The organism is Corallococcus sp. BB11-1, assembly GCF_026626625.1.
GTDB lineage: Bacteria > Myxococcota > Myxococcia > Myxococcales > Myxococcaceae > Corallococcus > Corallococcus soli.
This window is the reverse complement of sequence record NZ_JAPNJY010000023.1, coordinates 189,471-203,211: the sequence shown is the minus strand read 5'-3', so window position 1 is coordinate 203,211 and position 13,741 is coordinate 189,471. Positions and strand designations below refer to the sequence as shown.

Annotated in this window: 14 protein-coding genes; 9 read left to right on the top strand and 5 right to left on the bottom strand. The window is 69.7% G+C overall.

Features of this window, described 5'->3' with window-relative positions; translation table 11 throughout:
• Positions 1–44: 44 nt before the first annotated feature.
• Positions 45–1,082: a lasso peptide biosynthesis protein gene (locus OV207_RS19335; protein WP_267556620.1), complete on the top strand. Its 1,038-nt coding sequence runs from the start codon at positions 45–47 to the stop codon at positions 1,080–1,082.
• Here the strand turns inward: OV207_RS19335 and OV207_RS19330 are convergent.
• Positions 1,066–2,091, bottom strand: a complete 1,026-nt coding sequence (locus OV207_RS19330) for an arginine N-succinyltransferase (RefSeq protein WP_193350215.1) — start codon at positions 2,089–2,091, stop codon at positions 1,066–1,068. The two genes, OV207_RS19335 and OV207_RS19330, sit on opposite strands and share 17 nt — an antisense overlap.
• Before the next feature lie 458 nt (positions 2,092–2,549).
• Between OV207_RS19330 and OV207_RS19325 the strand changes: the two genes are divergently transcribed.
• The 3 genes from OV207_RS19325 (at position 2,550) to OV207_RS19315 (ending at position 5,304) form a co-directional block, all read left to right on the top strand.
• Positions 2,550–3,482: a heparin lyase I family protein gene (locus OV207_RS19325; RefSeq protein ID WP_324291545.1), complete on the top strand. Its 933-nt coding sequence runs from the start codon at positions 2,550–2,552 to the stop codon at positions 3,480–3,482.
• Between the two features lie 98 nt (positions 3,483–3,580).
• Entirely contained in the window at positions 3,581–4,381 is an 801-nt protein-coding gene (locus tag OV207_RS19320; protein ID WP_267556618.1) for a hypothetical protein, read from the top strand.
• The gene (locus OV207_RS19315; protein ID WP_267556617.1) at positions 4,381–5,304 is read left to right on the top strand and encodes a type VI immunity family protein; all 924 of its coding nucleotides are present in this window, start codon (positions 4,381–4,383) and stop codon (positions 5,302–5,304) included. Before OV207_RS19320 ends, OV207_RS19315 begins: the two co-directional genes overlap by 1 nt.
• A gap of 3 nt (positions 5,305–5,307) precedes the next feature.
• Here the strand turns inward: OV207_RS19315 and OV207_RS19310 are convergent, their stop codons facing one another.
• Complete coding sequence (locus tag OV207_RS19310; protein WP_267556616.1) at positions 5,308–6,366, bottom strand: alkene reductase; 1,059 nt, start codon at positions 6,364–6,366, stop codon at positions 5,308–5,310.
• Positions 6,367–6,458: 92 nt separating this feature from the next.
• Here OV207_RS19310 and OV207_RS19305 point away from each other — a divergent pair, with 92 nt between their 5' ends.
• The 4 genes from OV207_RS19305 to OV207_RS19290 all read left to right on the top strand — a co-directional run bounded on the left by OV207_RS19305 (position 6,459) and on the right by OV207_RS19290 (position 9,437).
• Positions 6,459–7,379 carry a LysR family transcriptional regulator gene (locus OV207_RS19305; RefSeq protein WP_267556615.1) on the top strand — a complete coding sequence of 307 codons (921 nt, stop codon included), beginning with the start codon at positions 6,459–6,461 and terminating at the stop codon, positions 7,377–7,379.
• Positions 7,380–7,462: 83 nt separating this feature from the next.
• Complete coding sequence (locus OV207_RS19300) at positions 7,463–8,749, top strand: TIGR04013 family B12-binding domain/radical SAM domain-containing protein (RefSeq protein WP_267556614.1); 1,287 nt, start codon at positions 7,463–7,465, stop codon at positions 8,747–8,749.
• A gap of 24 nt (positions 8,750–8,773) precedes the next feature.
• The gene (locus OV207_RS19295; protein WP_193350209.1) at positions 8,774–9,112 is read left to right on the top strand and encodes a hypothetical protein; all 339 of its coding nucleotides are present in this window, start codon (positions 8,774–8,776) and stop codon (positions 9,110–9,112) included.
• Positions 9,113–9,194: 82 nt separating this feature from the next.
• Positions 9,195–9,437 carry a hypothetical protein gene (locus OV207_RS19290; RefSeq protein ID WP_193350208.1) on the top strand — a complete coding sequence of 81 codons (243 nt, stop codon included), beginning with the start codon at positions 9,195–9,197 and terminating at the stop codon, positions 9,435–9,437.
• 51 nt (positions 9,438–9,488) lie between these two features.
• Here OV207_RS19290 and OV207_RS19285 read toward each other — a convergent pair whose 3' ends face one another.
• The 3 genes from OV207_RS19285 to aceB all read right to left on the bottom strand — a co-directional run bounded on the left by OV207_RS19285 (position 9,489) and on the right by aceB (position 13,096).
• A complete protein-coding gene (locus OV207_RS19285; RefSeq protein ID WP_267556613.1) occupies positions 9,489–9,896 on the bottom strand; it encodes a hypothetical protein in 408 nt (135 codons plus the stop codon).
• Positions 9,897–10,124: 228 nt separating this feature from the next.
• Positions 10,125–11,411 carry an isocitrate lyase gene (gene aceA, locus OV207_RS19280; protein WP_193350205.1) on the bottom strand — a complete coding sequence of 429 codons (1,287 nt, stop codon included), beginning with the start codon at positions 11,409–11,411 and terminating at the stop codon, positions 10,125–10,127.
• A 62-nt stretch (positions 11,412–11,473) separates the two neighbouring features.
• Complete coding sequence (aceB, locus tag OV207_RS19275) at positions 11,474–13,096, bottom strand: malate synthase A (protein ID WP_267556612.1); 1,623 nt, start codon at positions 13,094–13,096, stop codon at positions 11,474–11,476.
• Positions 13,097–13,367: 271 nt separating this feature from the next.
• Here aceB and OV207_RS19270 point away from each other — a divergent pair, with 271 nt between their 5' ends.
• Complete coding sequence (locus tag OV207_RS19270; protein ID WP_267556611.1) at positions 13,368–13,727, top strand: PspC domain-containing protein; 360 nt, start codon at positions 13,368–13,370, stop codon at positions 13,725–13,727.
• The last annotated feature ends 14 nt before the right edge of the window (positions 13,728–13,741 follow it).

Below are 13,741 nucleotides of genomic sequence, written 5' to 3'. Positions count from 1 at the left end.
GCCTTCTCGCGCCGGTCCTCAATTCGACGCATGCTCGGGCCCGCATGAAGGCCCTCCTCACCGTCGCCATGCTGGTGCTCCAGGTAAACCCCGCCAGCACGGGCGCCGCGAGCGGGGAATCCGTCCGTTTCCTCTTCGCGTGGCGCGGTGTGCCGGTGGGGACCGTCTCCCTGGCGCTGGAGGCGGGGCGCTTCACGTACACCAGCCGCCACCTGCACGTGCGCGGAGGCCACGCCGGTGAGCGCGTCCGCGAGGTGACGCTGGACGTGGATGCCGCGGGGCGCGTGGTGGGCGCGGACGCGGTGCCGCAAGCGCTGTGGCTGTGGCGGGGCCCGCCGCCGGAGGGCTGCGTGAAGGGGCGTGAGGAGCTGTCCGGCCAGGAAGGCCCCCACTGCGTGACGGCGCGGACCCCCACGAGCGCCGAGGGCACGATGCTGGGCGCCCGCTTTCGCGCGAGCTACGACGCACGGGGACGGCTGCGGGCGCTGGAGGTGGGCGAGTCCCGCTTCACGGTGGCGGCTCCGGGGGAGCGGCTCCGGAGCCCGCCGGAGCTCTTCGCGGACGGCGTGCCGGTGGAGGGCGGCGCCCAAGGGGCGCTGAAGCTCGTGCCGGGCGGGCAGGGCCGGCCCCCGGCGCCCGTGCCCGACCGCCTGCCGGACATGACGGAGTGGACGCCGGACGCGGCCCGCGCGCTCTCCCGCAGGGTGCACGCGGCCTTCACGGACAAGGGCCCCACGGCGGCGGACTGGCGGGCGGGCGGGGAGGGCGAGGCCGGAGGGTGCCTGGCCCACGCGCTGCGCTTTGGCGCCCAGGCGCGCTCCAGCGGCCAGCGGGTGGGGCTGGTGCACGGCCTGCTCGTGGTGGACGGCGGCCCCGCGCGGCCTCACGCCTGGGTGCGCGTGGCGCTGCGGGGCGGCGGCGTGCTGGACCTGGACCCCACGTCGCTGGAGGCGGTGCGCGCGGACACGCACCTGGCGCTGGCGCTGGTGTCGCCGGAGGGCCCCGGTCTGGAGGCCGGGGAGCGCTGGCTGTCGCTGCTGCGCGGGGAGTGGCGCGTGGTGCGCGCTACTCGAAGGGGATGATGGACAGCTTCGCGCCGGTCTTCACTTCGAGGATCTCCCTGGCGCGGGCCGGCAGGGAGATGGTGGTGTTGTCCAGCCGGGCGTGGCAGCGCACGGAGCGGAAGCGGTTGCGGCCGGACTCGCGCTCGGCGGCGACGAGCACGTCGTCCCCCTCCAACTGGAAGTCCTCGTCTGTCAGCTTCAGCGTGCGGTAGCGGCGCACCAGGGAGATGTCGGCCGTGTCCGCCTCGAAGTGCGGGCCGCCGTCGAACGGGTCGATGCGCTCCACGTACCGGAAGCCCACCCGCTCCAGCATCCGCTGCACGCCGCGCGTGGCCGGGCCCACCTCGCCGAGCACCTTCTGCACGCGGTCCGGGAACAGCGACGCGTAGATGTCCGACGAGGGGAACAGCTCCTTGATGAACTCCTTGTTCTGGCGGCTCAGCCGGTCGGCCTCCAGGTAGGTGAGGCCGGTGAACTTCTTGCCGCACGCCTCCCACAGGAGGCTGCGCCCGTCCGGGAGCAGCGGCGGCAGCAGCTCCGCCAGGATGCGGGGCCGGAACAGCCGCCGGTGCATGGAGATGAAGAGGAAGCGCACGAAGGACAGCTGCTTGCCGGGCTTGTCCTGCGTCGCCCGGTAGGGCGGGTCCACCACCAGGCCGCCAATCTCCGTGGGGCCCTCGTAGTTGTACGCGATGGACAGCACCTTGTGCCGCAGGTGGCGCTCCAGCGAGGCGGAGTAGTGCTCGCGCTCGCTCACCTCGTAGTAGATGTGGGGCGCTTCGTACGTGCCGTGCTGGGCGATGATCATCGACGTGCCGATGATGAGGTTGTTGCGCACGTCCTCCAGCACGAAGAGGTACTCGCGCTCGAAGGGATCCTTGACCCTGCCGGCGAAGCTCTTCACCGACTTGTCGATGATCGCCTCCAGCGTCTCCTCGTTGTTCGGCAGGTTGACCGTGTTCAGCACCGCGGCAAGACGCTTCAGGCCGGGCAGGTCGGTTTTCTGGACGTCTCGCAGCACGAGCATGGGGCACGCAGGGGGCGCCCCGGGAAGGGAGCGCCGGAAGGGTCCGCGACCATACACCACCCCCCCGTGCCGTCAGCCTCCTGCATGCTCCCCTGTCAATGACGCGTTGCGTTCAGGACACCGCTCCCCCGTCCGCTCGGTGGGTACGGGCGGGCTGCTCCCGACGTGAAACATGTCTCAACGGGGCCAGGGCTCGGCTGCCCGCATGCCCCATTGTCAGGCGTGTTGGAATGAACTTGAGAGGGAATGAAGTGGGGGAATGACTTGGGGTACTGTCTGTCGAAGCTTTGCCGTCAAAGCTTCGCACCCCCGGCCGTTCCCCCCTCTTCAAGGATTCAGCATTGAAAGCACTGCGCCTCTGGCTTGCGATGTGTTTGCTCCCGGGCCTCGCTGCGGCGGATATCGTCTGGCGGGGGGACTTCGAGACAGGCGACCGTTCGCAATTCAGTACGACCCAGATGGTGAGCGCGGACCGGCTCCAGCTGGTGACGAGCCCGGTGGCCGAGGGCAAGTACGCGCTGAAGGCGACGGTGAAGCAGGGCGATGATCCCATCAACTCCAGCGGCAACCGCAACGAGCTGGTGTACCTGAGCCGGGAGAAGGTGGGCTCCGAGTACTGGTATCGCTGGAAGGTGATGTTCGCGAACGACTTCCCCAGCGTGGACGCCTGGCAGCTCTTCACGCAGTGGCACCACGACGGGTGCTGCGGGTCGCCGCCGGTGGAGTTCTTCGTCAAGGGCGAGGTCATCCGCATGACGGTGAACGACAGCGGGACGGTGTGGAGCACGCCGCTCAAGCGCGGGGTGTGGCACGAGTTCGTCTTCCACGCGAAGTGGTCCCCGGACCCGGCGGTGGGCTTCGTGGAGCTGTGGCACAACGGCAAGCAGGTGCTGACCAAGAAGAAGGCCAAGACGATGTACGCCGGCCAGAGCAGCTACCTGAAGCTGGGACTGTACCGGGACGACAGCATCAAGCCGGTGGGCGTCGTCTACCACGATGGTTTCATCCAGGCGACGAGCCGGGACGACGTGTTCCCGGTGGTGCAGCCGGAGCCCGAGCCGGAGGTGGACGCGGGCACGCCGCCGCAGGAGCCTGAGCCGGTGGTGGACGCGGGCAGCCCGGTGGAGCCTGAGCCGGTGGTGGACGCGGGCAGCCCGGTGGAGCCTGAGCCGGAGGTGGACGCGGGCACGCCGACGGGCGGCACGGTGGACCCGGGCCCGGGCACGGTGCCGGGCGGCTCCCAGCCGGACTCCGCGGTGAAGCCCTTGCCGCTGGACGAGGAGGGTGAGCTCTACCGGGGCGGGTGTTCGGCCAGCGGTGGTTCGCTGGCGGTGTTCTCGCTGCTGGGGCTGCTGGGGTTGATGGGTTCGCGTCGCCGTCGTCGGAGCTGAGACGTCTTAAAAGTGCCTCCCGCTCCGGCACGCCGGGGCGGGAGGTGATTCACGGCACGGGTTGAAGGGGTCGGCGCTTCCATGCGAGGAGGCGCGACGTGAGGACCCCTCCCCGACCGATGTGGCTGCTGTCCTGTCTCCTGTTGACCGCGTGCGCGGGTCCAGGGGGCCGAGCCCCCTCAATCTACGAGCAGACCGGGGACTCCGCGACGAACGGCTGTCTGCGCAATCCCGGCTGTGCGAACCAGGTGGGCCAGGACGCCGTGCTCCCGGGGCTGGTGAGGGCGGCGGGAAGGGCAAGGCAGGCCGCCGCGATGCTGCGCCTATGGGAGGCCGCGGAGGTGGCCCACGTGGAGCGGGTGCTGCTGGAGTGCGCGAAGGAGGCGAACCTCCAGGTGAACGAGCGGCACCTGGGCAAGGGAGGACGGACCTCGCCGGAGTTGTGCAGGAAGCCGGTGGACCTGAAGGTTCCAGAGGTGACGTGGGGGATGAAGCTGGGGGAGGAGAAGCACGCGGCGGCGCTGGAGTGCGTGCAGCGGGTGCTGGCGGCCACGGACGCGGGGCGCTTCAGCCTGGAGCCGCGCTACCTCAAGGATTCGAGGACAGGGCAGACGCGGTGGCTGGATCCGCAGGTCGTGGCTCAGTGGCTGGCGGACGGACAGTTCCACCTGTTGGTGGGGAGCATCGTTCCGGACGTGGTGCTGCACGCGCTCGGGAACCCGCTCAAGGTCCAGGCCGTCTATGACTTCAAATTTCCTTGTCCGGTGACCAACCTACCCAGCTGGGACCGATACACCGAGGGCCCCTTCACCAAGCTGTGGCAGAACGACGTCTACCAGCAGCTCTTGGGCAGTGCGCAACCTCCCCGCTTGATCTATCCCAACTCCAGAGCCAACTGATGACCGCGCGAGTGCCCAGGGTTCGTAGAGCTTTTGATATCGAGGGCGAGACCGTGGTCCTCGTGCGCGAGGGGGTGAGCATCGCGTTCTACGTACCGCTTCCCCATGAGGTGATTGCTCCCGCCGTGTGGCGAGCGCTGGAGCACTACCGGCAATCGCTCGGTTCGCGACGGCTGGGTTGGTACGTGAATGCCTCAGGGGACTGGCCAGAACTGGATGCGAAAGGAGAGGCTGTTCTCCGGACCGAGTTATTGGGCTCCTCTGCACTTGTGGAGCTGGCCGAACGGCCCGACTCCGTCACAGGGGTCTCCTTTCGGTACAACGGCCGCGGCAGTGAATTGCCCAACTTCCTCAAGGACTATCCCCAGAGCACCTGTGCCGTGGAGTTCTGGTTGCCCATCGAGTTCCTGGAGGATCCGGGGCCGGAGTGGGTGCGTGCGCTGGCCCTCGAGTTGGGGCGTGAACTGCCCTGGGCGTCGGGACATGCGGGGCTGGCGCTCGAAGTAGGTTCCTGGGTTCCAGCCCTCCGCCCGGGCCTGCTTGAGGCGTGCCTGCGCCACCCGGGCTTCGATCTGCCGTGGCTCCGGACGCTGGCCATGTGTCTGGGCACCCGGGTGCGGCCCCCCTCGTGGCTCACCTTCCTGGGCCCGCCGGTGCTGGAGGCACTGGGCGGGGCGGAAGGACTTCGCGCGCGGTTGCACTCCCCTGCGACGGAGGTCCAATCGCTCTCACCCGAACGCGCGGTGGTGTCCATGAGGCCCGTGCCCGAAGCCGGCGACCTGGAGACCGGAGACACGCTTCCACACTACCGCGAGCTGGCCCGCGTGCTGGAGCCCTGGCTGTATGCGCACCCGGGCGAATGGGGCGAATGGGGCGGGTTCACACACGAAGAAGTCCGCCGCTGGGAGCGCCGCTTCCTCTGATGCTCACCCCCTCAGCGCCGGGTAGTCCACGTAGCCTTCGGGCCCCGGCGTATAGAAGGTCGCGGGGTTCGGCGCCGCGAGCGTGGCGCCCTGCTGGAGCCGCTGCACGAGGTCCGGGTTGGAGATGAACGGCCGGGCGAAGGCGATGAGGTCGGCCTGCCCGCCATCGAGCGCGGCCTGGGCGCGTTCGCGGTCCATGCCGCCATTGAGGATGACCGGGCCTCCGTAGGCGGCGCGCAGGGCCTTGTAGGTCGCTCCGAAGCCCGCGTGCGGGCTCGCGACGACGTGCACGTAGCCCAGCCCCTTCAGTCCCCGCGCGAGCGTCGTGTACTGCGCCTCCACCTCGTCGTGCGCCGGCAGGTCGTTGAACGTGTTGTGCGGCGACAGGCGGATGCCCACGCGCTCGGGGCCAATGGCCTCCGCCGTCGCCTGCGCGACCTCCACGACGAAGCGGGCGCGGTTCTCGACGCTGCCGCCGTAGGCATCCTGGCGACGGTTGGAGTGCGGATGCAGGAACTGTTCGAGCAGGTAGCCGTTGGCGCCATGCAGCTCGATGCCGTCGAAGCCCGCCTCGACGGCGTTGCGGGCCGCCTGGACGAACTCCTCCCGGGCCTGGGTGATGTCGGCCGCGCTCATCTCCTGGGGAACGGGCATCGGCTGGAGGCCTTCGGGGTCGGTCCACATCTTGCCGTCCGCGGCCACGGCGCTCGGTGCCACCACGCGGGCCCCGGGCGGCAGGTTGTGGGCGTGCGCGATGCGGCCCACGTGCATGAACTGGATGAAGATGTGTCCCCCGGCCGCGTGGACGCTGTCGGTGATGGGGCGCCAGGCCCGGGTCTGCTCGGCGGAGAAGATGCCCGGGATGCGCGCATAACCGAGCCCGTTCGCGGACGGCGCGACGCCCTCCGTGATGATGAGGCCCGCGGAGGCGCGCTGCGTGTAGTACGCGCGCATCAGCTCGTTGGGCAGGCCCCCCAGCGCGCGGCTGCGGGTCATGGGCGCCATGACGACGCGGTTGGGAAGGGCGAGCGTGCCAAGACGATAGGGAGAGAAGAGGTCCATCGACGTGCTCCTGTGGGGCCGGTTGATGGACCCAATCTGCGGGCTCGCGAGGGTTTGGACAATATGGGAGCTGACAGACAGACTGTCCGGCCATGCGGACAATGCCCCAGGCGGACCCCGGCGCCGTCCTCGCCTTCGTCGCGGTGGTGGAGCACAAGAGCTTCCGGGGCGCGGCGAGGGCGCTCGCCATCCCCAAGTCGACCTTGAGTCAGCGCGTGGCGCTCCTGGAGGAACACCTGGGCGCCCGGCTCCTGTCGCGCACCACGCGGTCGGTGACGCTCACGGACATTGGCGCGAGCTATCACCGGGAGGTCGCCCCCGCGATGGCCGCGCTGAATGCCGCCGAGGCGCTGGTGGGGGAGCTGCAAGCGCATCCCACGGGCCGCCTGCGGATGACGACGCCCCTGGAGCTGGGACAGGCGGCGCTCGGAGACGTCCTCTCCGTCTACGCCACACGCTTCCCCGAGGTGAAGGTGGAGGTCGACCTGACGGACCGCCAGGTGAACCTGGTGGACGAGGGCTATGACCTGGCGGTGCGCGTGGGGCCGCTCACGGACTCGCGGTTGATGGCCCGCCGGCTGGGCTCGCCGCAGTACCTGGGCGTCTACGCGAGCGCGGACTACCTGCGGCGGGCGGGGACGCCGAAGCGACCGCGTGACCTCGCGGAGCACCGCTGTCTGGTGATGACGGGGGCGCGGACGCCCACCACCTGGAACTTCAGCGCCGGGAGGAAGACGGAGTGGGTGACCCTTGAACCGCACATGGCGGTCAACAGCTTCGAGGTCCTCAGTGAGCTGGCCGTGGCCGGGGTCGGCATCGCGAGGCTGCCGACGATGCACGCCTCACGCTCGCCCGCGCGTAGGGAGCTGAAGGAGCTGCTGCGTCCGTTCGCCGCGGCCCGTCAGGCCTTCGTGCTCTATCCCAGCACGCGCAATGCCTCCCCCGCGATGCGCGCGATGATCGACGTGCTGGTCGAGCGGTTCGAACTCGCGCCCTGGCACGTCACGGGGTGAGCGCGCTTCCTGACGGTCGTGAACCGGCCGGCGCCTCGTTCGCGCCAGCGGACCGCGGGCCTGTGGCAACATCGCCAGCCGCCATGTCGCCGACACCTCGCAAGGTCTCGCTCGTCCTGAGCTATCAGTACCCCGGCAAGTACGCCTTCACCGTGCTCGCGGGCGCCGTGGAGTCGGACCCGTCGCTCGCGGACGTGTCGCTGCACTTCCCGCGCAGCCGCGAGACGCTGCTGGACACCCTGCGGGAGCGCGCGGACGCGGGCGACACCGTGGTCGCCGCGTGGTCGTTCTACTCCGCCAGCTTCGGCCCCTCCGTGGAGGAGCTGAAGTGGGTGCGCGAGCGGCTGGAGGGCCGCGACGTGCTCTGCATCGCGGGCGGCGTCCACGCCACCGCGGAGACGCTCCAGACGCTCCAGGCCGGCTTCGACCTCGTCGCCGTGGGCGAGGGCGAATACACCCTGCGCGCGCTGCTCGCCCGCGTGCTCAAGGGCGAGGACCCCCGGGGCACGCACGGCGTCGCGCACCTGGTGGACGGCAAGCTCATCCAGCACGGCCACGGCGAGGGCGTGCGCCTGGATGACTTCCCCCCGTTCGCCGCGCGGCACGTGAAGTTCGGCGCCATCGAAATCACGCGCGGCTGCATCTACGCCTGCCGCTTCTGCCAGACGCCCTTCATGAGCAAGGCGCGCTTCCGGCACCGCTCCGTGGCCAACGTCGCGCATTGGGCGCGCGAGCTGCGGCGCACCGGCCGCCGCGACCTGCGCTTCATCACGCCCACGTCCATGTCCTACGGCACGCCCAACGAGGCGATGAACCTGGCCGCCGTGGAGGAACTGCTCGCCGCCGTCACCGAGGCCATGGCCCCGGACGGGCGCATCTACTACGGCACCTTCCCCTCGGAGGTGCGGCCCGAACACGTCACGCCCGAGGCCCTGGCGCTGCTCAGGCGCTACGTGGCCAACGACAATCTCATCATCGGCGGCCAGTCCGGCTCCGAGCGCATCCTCCAGGCCACCCGGCGTGGCCACGACGTGGAGACGGTGGTGCGCGCGACGAAGCTCGCGGTGGAGGGCGGCTTCGTGCCCAACGTGGACTTCATCCTGGGCCTGCCCGGCGAGGAGCCCTCCGACGTGGAGGCCACGCTGGACCTGATGCAGCGGCTGTCGGAGCTGGGCGCGCGCGTGCACGGCCACACCTTCATGCCGCTGCCCGGCACCCCCTACCGGGACGCGCCGCCCGGCCGCATGGACGCGCGCACCCAGCAGCGGCTGGACCAGCTCGCGTCCCAGGGACGGCTGTACGGCCACTGGAAGCAGCAGGGCGCGCTCGCGGAAGCCATCGTCGCCCGCAGACAGCCGCGCGCCCGGTAGCCGCAACCGTTAGGATGCCGCACGATGGCTGAACAGACGCCGCCCTACTGGCTCCTCATCTCCGTGCTCTTCAGCTCCCAGCCCCTCACGCCCGCGCTGGCGATGACGCTGCACGAAGCCGCCTATGACCTGTATTCGCGCGGCGAGGGCTCCCGCGAGGTCGCGGGCGATCTGCTCTCCGGCCGCGTCACCAACCTGCGCAAGGACATGGCCCTGGGCGGCATCGCCGGGCCTGCCTTCGAGGCGGAGATCGAAACCGAGCGAGGCTCCGGCACCGTGCGCTTCATGCTCACGCGCCAGGGGCTGGAGATGATGAAGGCCCAGCCGCCCGCTTCGCCCGCGCGTCCCAAGTACCTCAACTGAGGGAGGGGAGGCCCGGCCGCCCGGCCGCTCCCAGCGCGAGGGGACCGTCACCACCTTTGGAATTCAAGGGAGGAGCGACGGCATGGACCCCAAGGACTATCTGAACAAGAGCGCCGGCATCCCGCTGGATCCCCGCAAGCAGAAGGACCCCGACGAGGACGGCGACACGGTGCCCGCGGAGGGACGCGCGGAGGAGCTCAACGACGTCACCGGGCAGAACGGCGGTCAGCGCACGGACGTGGACCAGCCGTGGAAGGACACGCGGAACCGGCATGACGGCATCCGCGACCAATACAGCGACGACAGCGACGACCAGAAGCCCTGAGCGGTCCTGAGCCGCCCCGGGAGCAATCCCGGGGCGTGACGCGCTCCGGGGTTACGCCTTCTCCATGTCCAGCTTCATGCCGCCCATGTGGAGGATGGACTGGGACATGGTCACCGCCGACATGGTGGCCAGGTCCTCCAGCGCCTGCTGCTCCTCGCTCTTGGGCTGGCCCGCGCCGCCGGCCGCGTTCGAGGCCGGCTGCTGGATGCCGGGCATGTTCGTGGAGGGCACGGCACCGGACCCGGTGTAGGTGCCCACGAGCGAGCCGTGCGACGTGGCGCCCATCTGCGCCAGCGCCGACGACACCACGGAGCCACCCGAGAGCTGGCCGCCCGGCTTGGGCGCCTGCGCGGACACGCCCTGCATCAGCGAGCCGAAGCGGCTGCCCGACACCTGGGCGGAGGTGTTCGTCGTGGCCGGCTGCACCCGAGGACCGGAGAGGGACGTGATGCGGTTCATGGCGGCTCCCGTCAAAGGCCCCGGTCGGTGGCGCTCCTGAAGGGGCGCGCCTGTGGGGCTTCAAGTTCTCCCCATTATCGCCCCAGCCCCCGGGAAGTTGCTTCTTCCAGGTTCGAGCCTGGCCCGGAGCCTGCCCAGGGAACGGCGAAGGCCGCGGATCCATGGGGGAATTTCCCCAGGGACACGCGGCCTCCTCACTTCAGGGACGGAAGAATCCGTCCGCCCGGCCTAGAACTGGTGGGCTTCCGTGGACTCGTGCAGGGCCAGGGTGCTGGCGCTGCCGCCGGAGATGACCTCGGCCACCTGGTCGAAGTAGCCGGTGCCCACCTCGCGCTGGTGGCGCGTGGCGGTGTAGCCGTCCTTCTCCGCGCCGAACTCCGACTGCTGCATCTCGCTGTAGGCCGCCATGCCGCGGTCCTTGTACTTCCGCGCCAGCTCGTACATCGAGAAGTTCAGCGCGTGGAAGCCGGCCAGCGTGACGAACTGGAACTTGTAGCCCATGGCGCCCAGCTCGCGCTGGAACTTCGCGATGGTCGCGTCGTCCAGGTTCTTCTTCCAGTTGAAGGAAGGCGAGCAGTTGTACGCGAGCATCTTGTTGGGGAACTTCTTGCGGATGCCCTCGGAGAAGGCCTTCGCCTGCGCGAGGTCCGGGGTGCTGGTCTCGCACCACACCAGGTCCGCGTAGGGCGCGTACGCCAGGCCGCGCGCGATGGCGCACTCCAGGCCACCCTTGATGCGGTAGAAGCCCTCCGCCGTGCGGCCGGCCGCCTTGTCGATGAAGGCGTGGTCGTACTCGTCCGCGTCGCTCATCAGCAGCTTGGCGCTGTCCGCGTCCGTGCGGGCCACCAGCAGCGTGGACACGCCCATCACGTCCGACGCCAGGCGCGCCGCCGTCAGCGTGCGCACGAAGTGGCTGGTGGGCACCAGCACCTTGCCGCCCATGTGGCCGCACTTCTTCTCGCTGGCCAGCTGGTCCTCGAAGTGCACGCCCGCGGCGCCCGCTTCAATCATGCCCTTCATCAGCTCATAGGCGTTGAGCGGACCGCCGAAGCCGGCCTCCGCGTCCGCGATGATGGGCGCGAACCAGTAGCGGTCATTGCGGCCCTCCGCGTGGTCGATCTGGTCCGCGCGGCGCAGGGCGTTGTTGATCTTCTTCACCACGCTGGGGACGCTGTCCACCGGGTACAGGCTCTGGTCCGGGTACATCTGGCCGGCGGAGTTCGCGTCCGCGGCGACCTGCCAGCCGGACAGGTAGATGGCCTTCAGGCCCGCGCGCACCATCTGCACGGCCTGGTTGCCGGTGAGGGCGCCCAGCGCGTTGATGTACTCGTCCGTGTGGAGCAGCTCCCACAGGCGACGGGCCCCCATCTCCGCCAGGGTGTGGCTCACGCGGATGGAGCCGCGCAGCTTCTCCACGTCCTTCTCGGAGTAGGTGCGGGTGATTCCCTCGAAGCGCTGGGCATGGAGCTTCGCGTGAGGGGAGGCATCGGAAGTGGTCGGCGTCGCGTCGTACATGCCAGGACTCCTCAAGGGTGCTGCGGTGAAGGGGTGTGAAGAGGCTTCAGGAAGATGGGACGTCAGGCCTTCGCATCCAGGGCCTCGTAGGCCGGCAGGGTGAGGAAGTCCTCGAAGGTGGGCGAGGTGGACAGCTGCTCGAAGAGGGCTCGGGACTTCTCCACGTGGGCCTGGCCGTAGCGTTCGGTCACGCCCTCGCGGTTCAGCTGGGCCATCTCCTCCGCCAGCAGCTTGCGGAACAGCTCCAGCGTCACCTTCTGGCCGTCGTCCAGCGTGGCGCCGTGGTGGATCCACTGCCACACCTGGGCGCGGGAGATTTCGGCGGTGGCCGCGTCCTCCATCAGGTTGTAGAGGGGCACGCAGCCCAGGCCGCCCAGCCACGCGGCGGTGTACTGGATGCCCACGCGGAGGTTGTGGCGCAGGCCCTCCTCCGTGCGGGTGCCGGAGGGCACCTGGAGCAGGTCCGCTTCGGTGACGCGGACGTCCTCGCGCTTGTTGGCCACCTGGTTGGGGCCCTGCATCCGCGCATCGAAGATGGCCCTGGCCACGGGGACGAGGCCGGGGTGCGCGACCCAGGTGCCGTCGTGGCCGTTCTTCGCCTCGCGCTCCTTGTCGGTGCGCACCTTGGCCATCACCGCGTCGTTGGCGGCGGCGTCACCCTTGATGGGGATGAAGGCGGCCATGCCCCCCATGGCGTGCGCGCCCCGGCGGTGGCAGGTCTGGATGAGCAGCTGCGAGTAGGCGTTGAGGAAGCCCTTGTCCATGGTGACCTGGCCCCGGTCGGGCAGCACCACGGACGCGTCCGACTGGAGCGTCTTGATGAAGCTGAAGATGTAGTCCCAGCGGCCGCAGTTGAGGCCGGCCGAGTGTTCGCGCAGCTCGTAGAGGATTTCGTCCATCTCGAACGCGGCGGGCAGCGTCTCGATGAGGACGGTGGCCTTGATGGTGCCGCGCGGGATGTCCAGCTCGCTCTGGGCCAGGTGGAACACGTCGTTCCACAGCCGGGCCTCCAGGTGGCTCTGCATCTTGGGCAGGTAGAAGTACGGGCCGGTGCCGCGCTTCAGCTGCTCCCGGGCGTTGTGGAAGAAGAACAGGCCGAAGTCGAAGAGCGAGCCGGAGATGGGCTTGCCGTCGATGCGGACGTGGCGCTCCGGCAGGTGCCAGCCGCGCGGGCGCACGAAGAGGACGGCGTGCTGCTCATTCAGCGCGTACTGCTTCCCGTTCTCCGCCGTGAAGGAGATGGTCTTGCGGACGGCGTCGCGCAGGTTCACCTGGCCGCGCACCACGTTGTCCCAGGTGGGGCTGTTGGCGTCCTCGAAGTCCGCCATGAACACGCTCGCGCCGGAGTTGAGCGCGTTGATGATCATCTTGCGGTCCACCGGCCCGGTGATTTCCACGCGCCGGTCCTGGAGGTCCGCGGGCACCGGGGCCACCGTCCAGTCCCCCTTGCGGACGTCCGCCGTCTCCGGGAGGAAGTGCGGCCGCTCGCCCTTGCGCCACCCCTCCGCCACCTTCTTGCGCCGCTCCAGCAGGGCCTCGCGCCGCTCGCCGAAGGTGCGCACCAGCTTCGCCACGAAGGCCATGGCGTCCTGCGTCAGCACCGCCGCGTAGTCCGGGTGCCAGCCCCCCTCGATGCTCACGCCAGGTCCGAAGGTCGGCGGGTTCTGGGCGGTGCTGGCGTCCATGGTGGCTCCTGACGAGATGCGTTGTAAAAATGGCCTAACGGGCTGAAAGATGCCCCTGCCATCTGGGGAAGGGAAGTCTTGGTGAATTAGAAGCTGCTTGCCTGTAAGGCTGTCAACATCCTCAGGATTAAATCTGTAAATCCACTGACGCACCGGGACAGAGACCCCCGGAATCCCGGTTCCTGGGGGCCGCAATCACCTGGAGTGGCCTGCGTAGGTAGGGATGGAGCCCCCACCGTGCCAAGCGGGGGAACGACGGAGAGGTCATCCCATGGACGTCACGACATCCTGCAGGAGCTGTTCGAAGCCGCTGTCCGCGGAGGCGACGCGCTGCCCGCACTGCCGCAAGCGGACGGTGCCGATGCACCGGGGAGAGGGGCGGGCGCTGCTGGGCGTGTGCTCGGCGCTGGCCCGGGAACTGGACGTGGACGTCGCGCTGGTGCGGGTGGCGTTCGTGGTGATGCTGTTCGCGTCGGGCGGCGGCAGCCTGCTGCTCTACCTGCTGCTCTGGGCGTTCATCCCGGCGACGCCGTGGGGGAAGGCCCCGCTGCAGGGGCCCCTGGACTGGGTGGCCCGGGTGGGCAACACGCCCGTGGATGACGACGCGCCCCGCTGGGAGCGGCGCGTCTGAGGACCGGGCGCCGG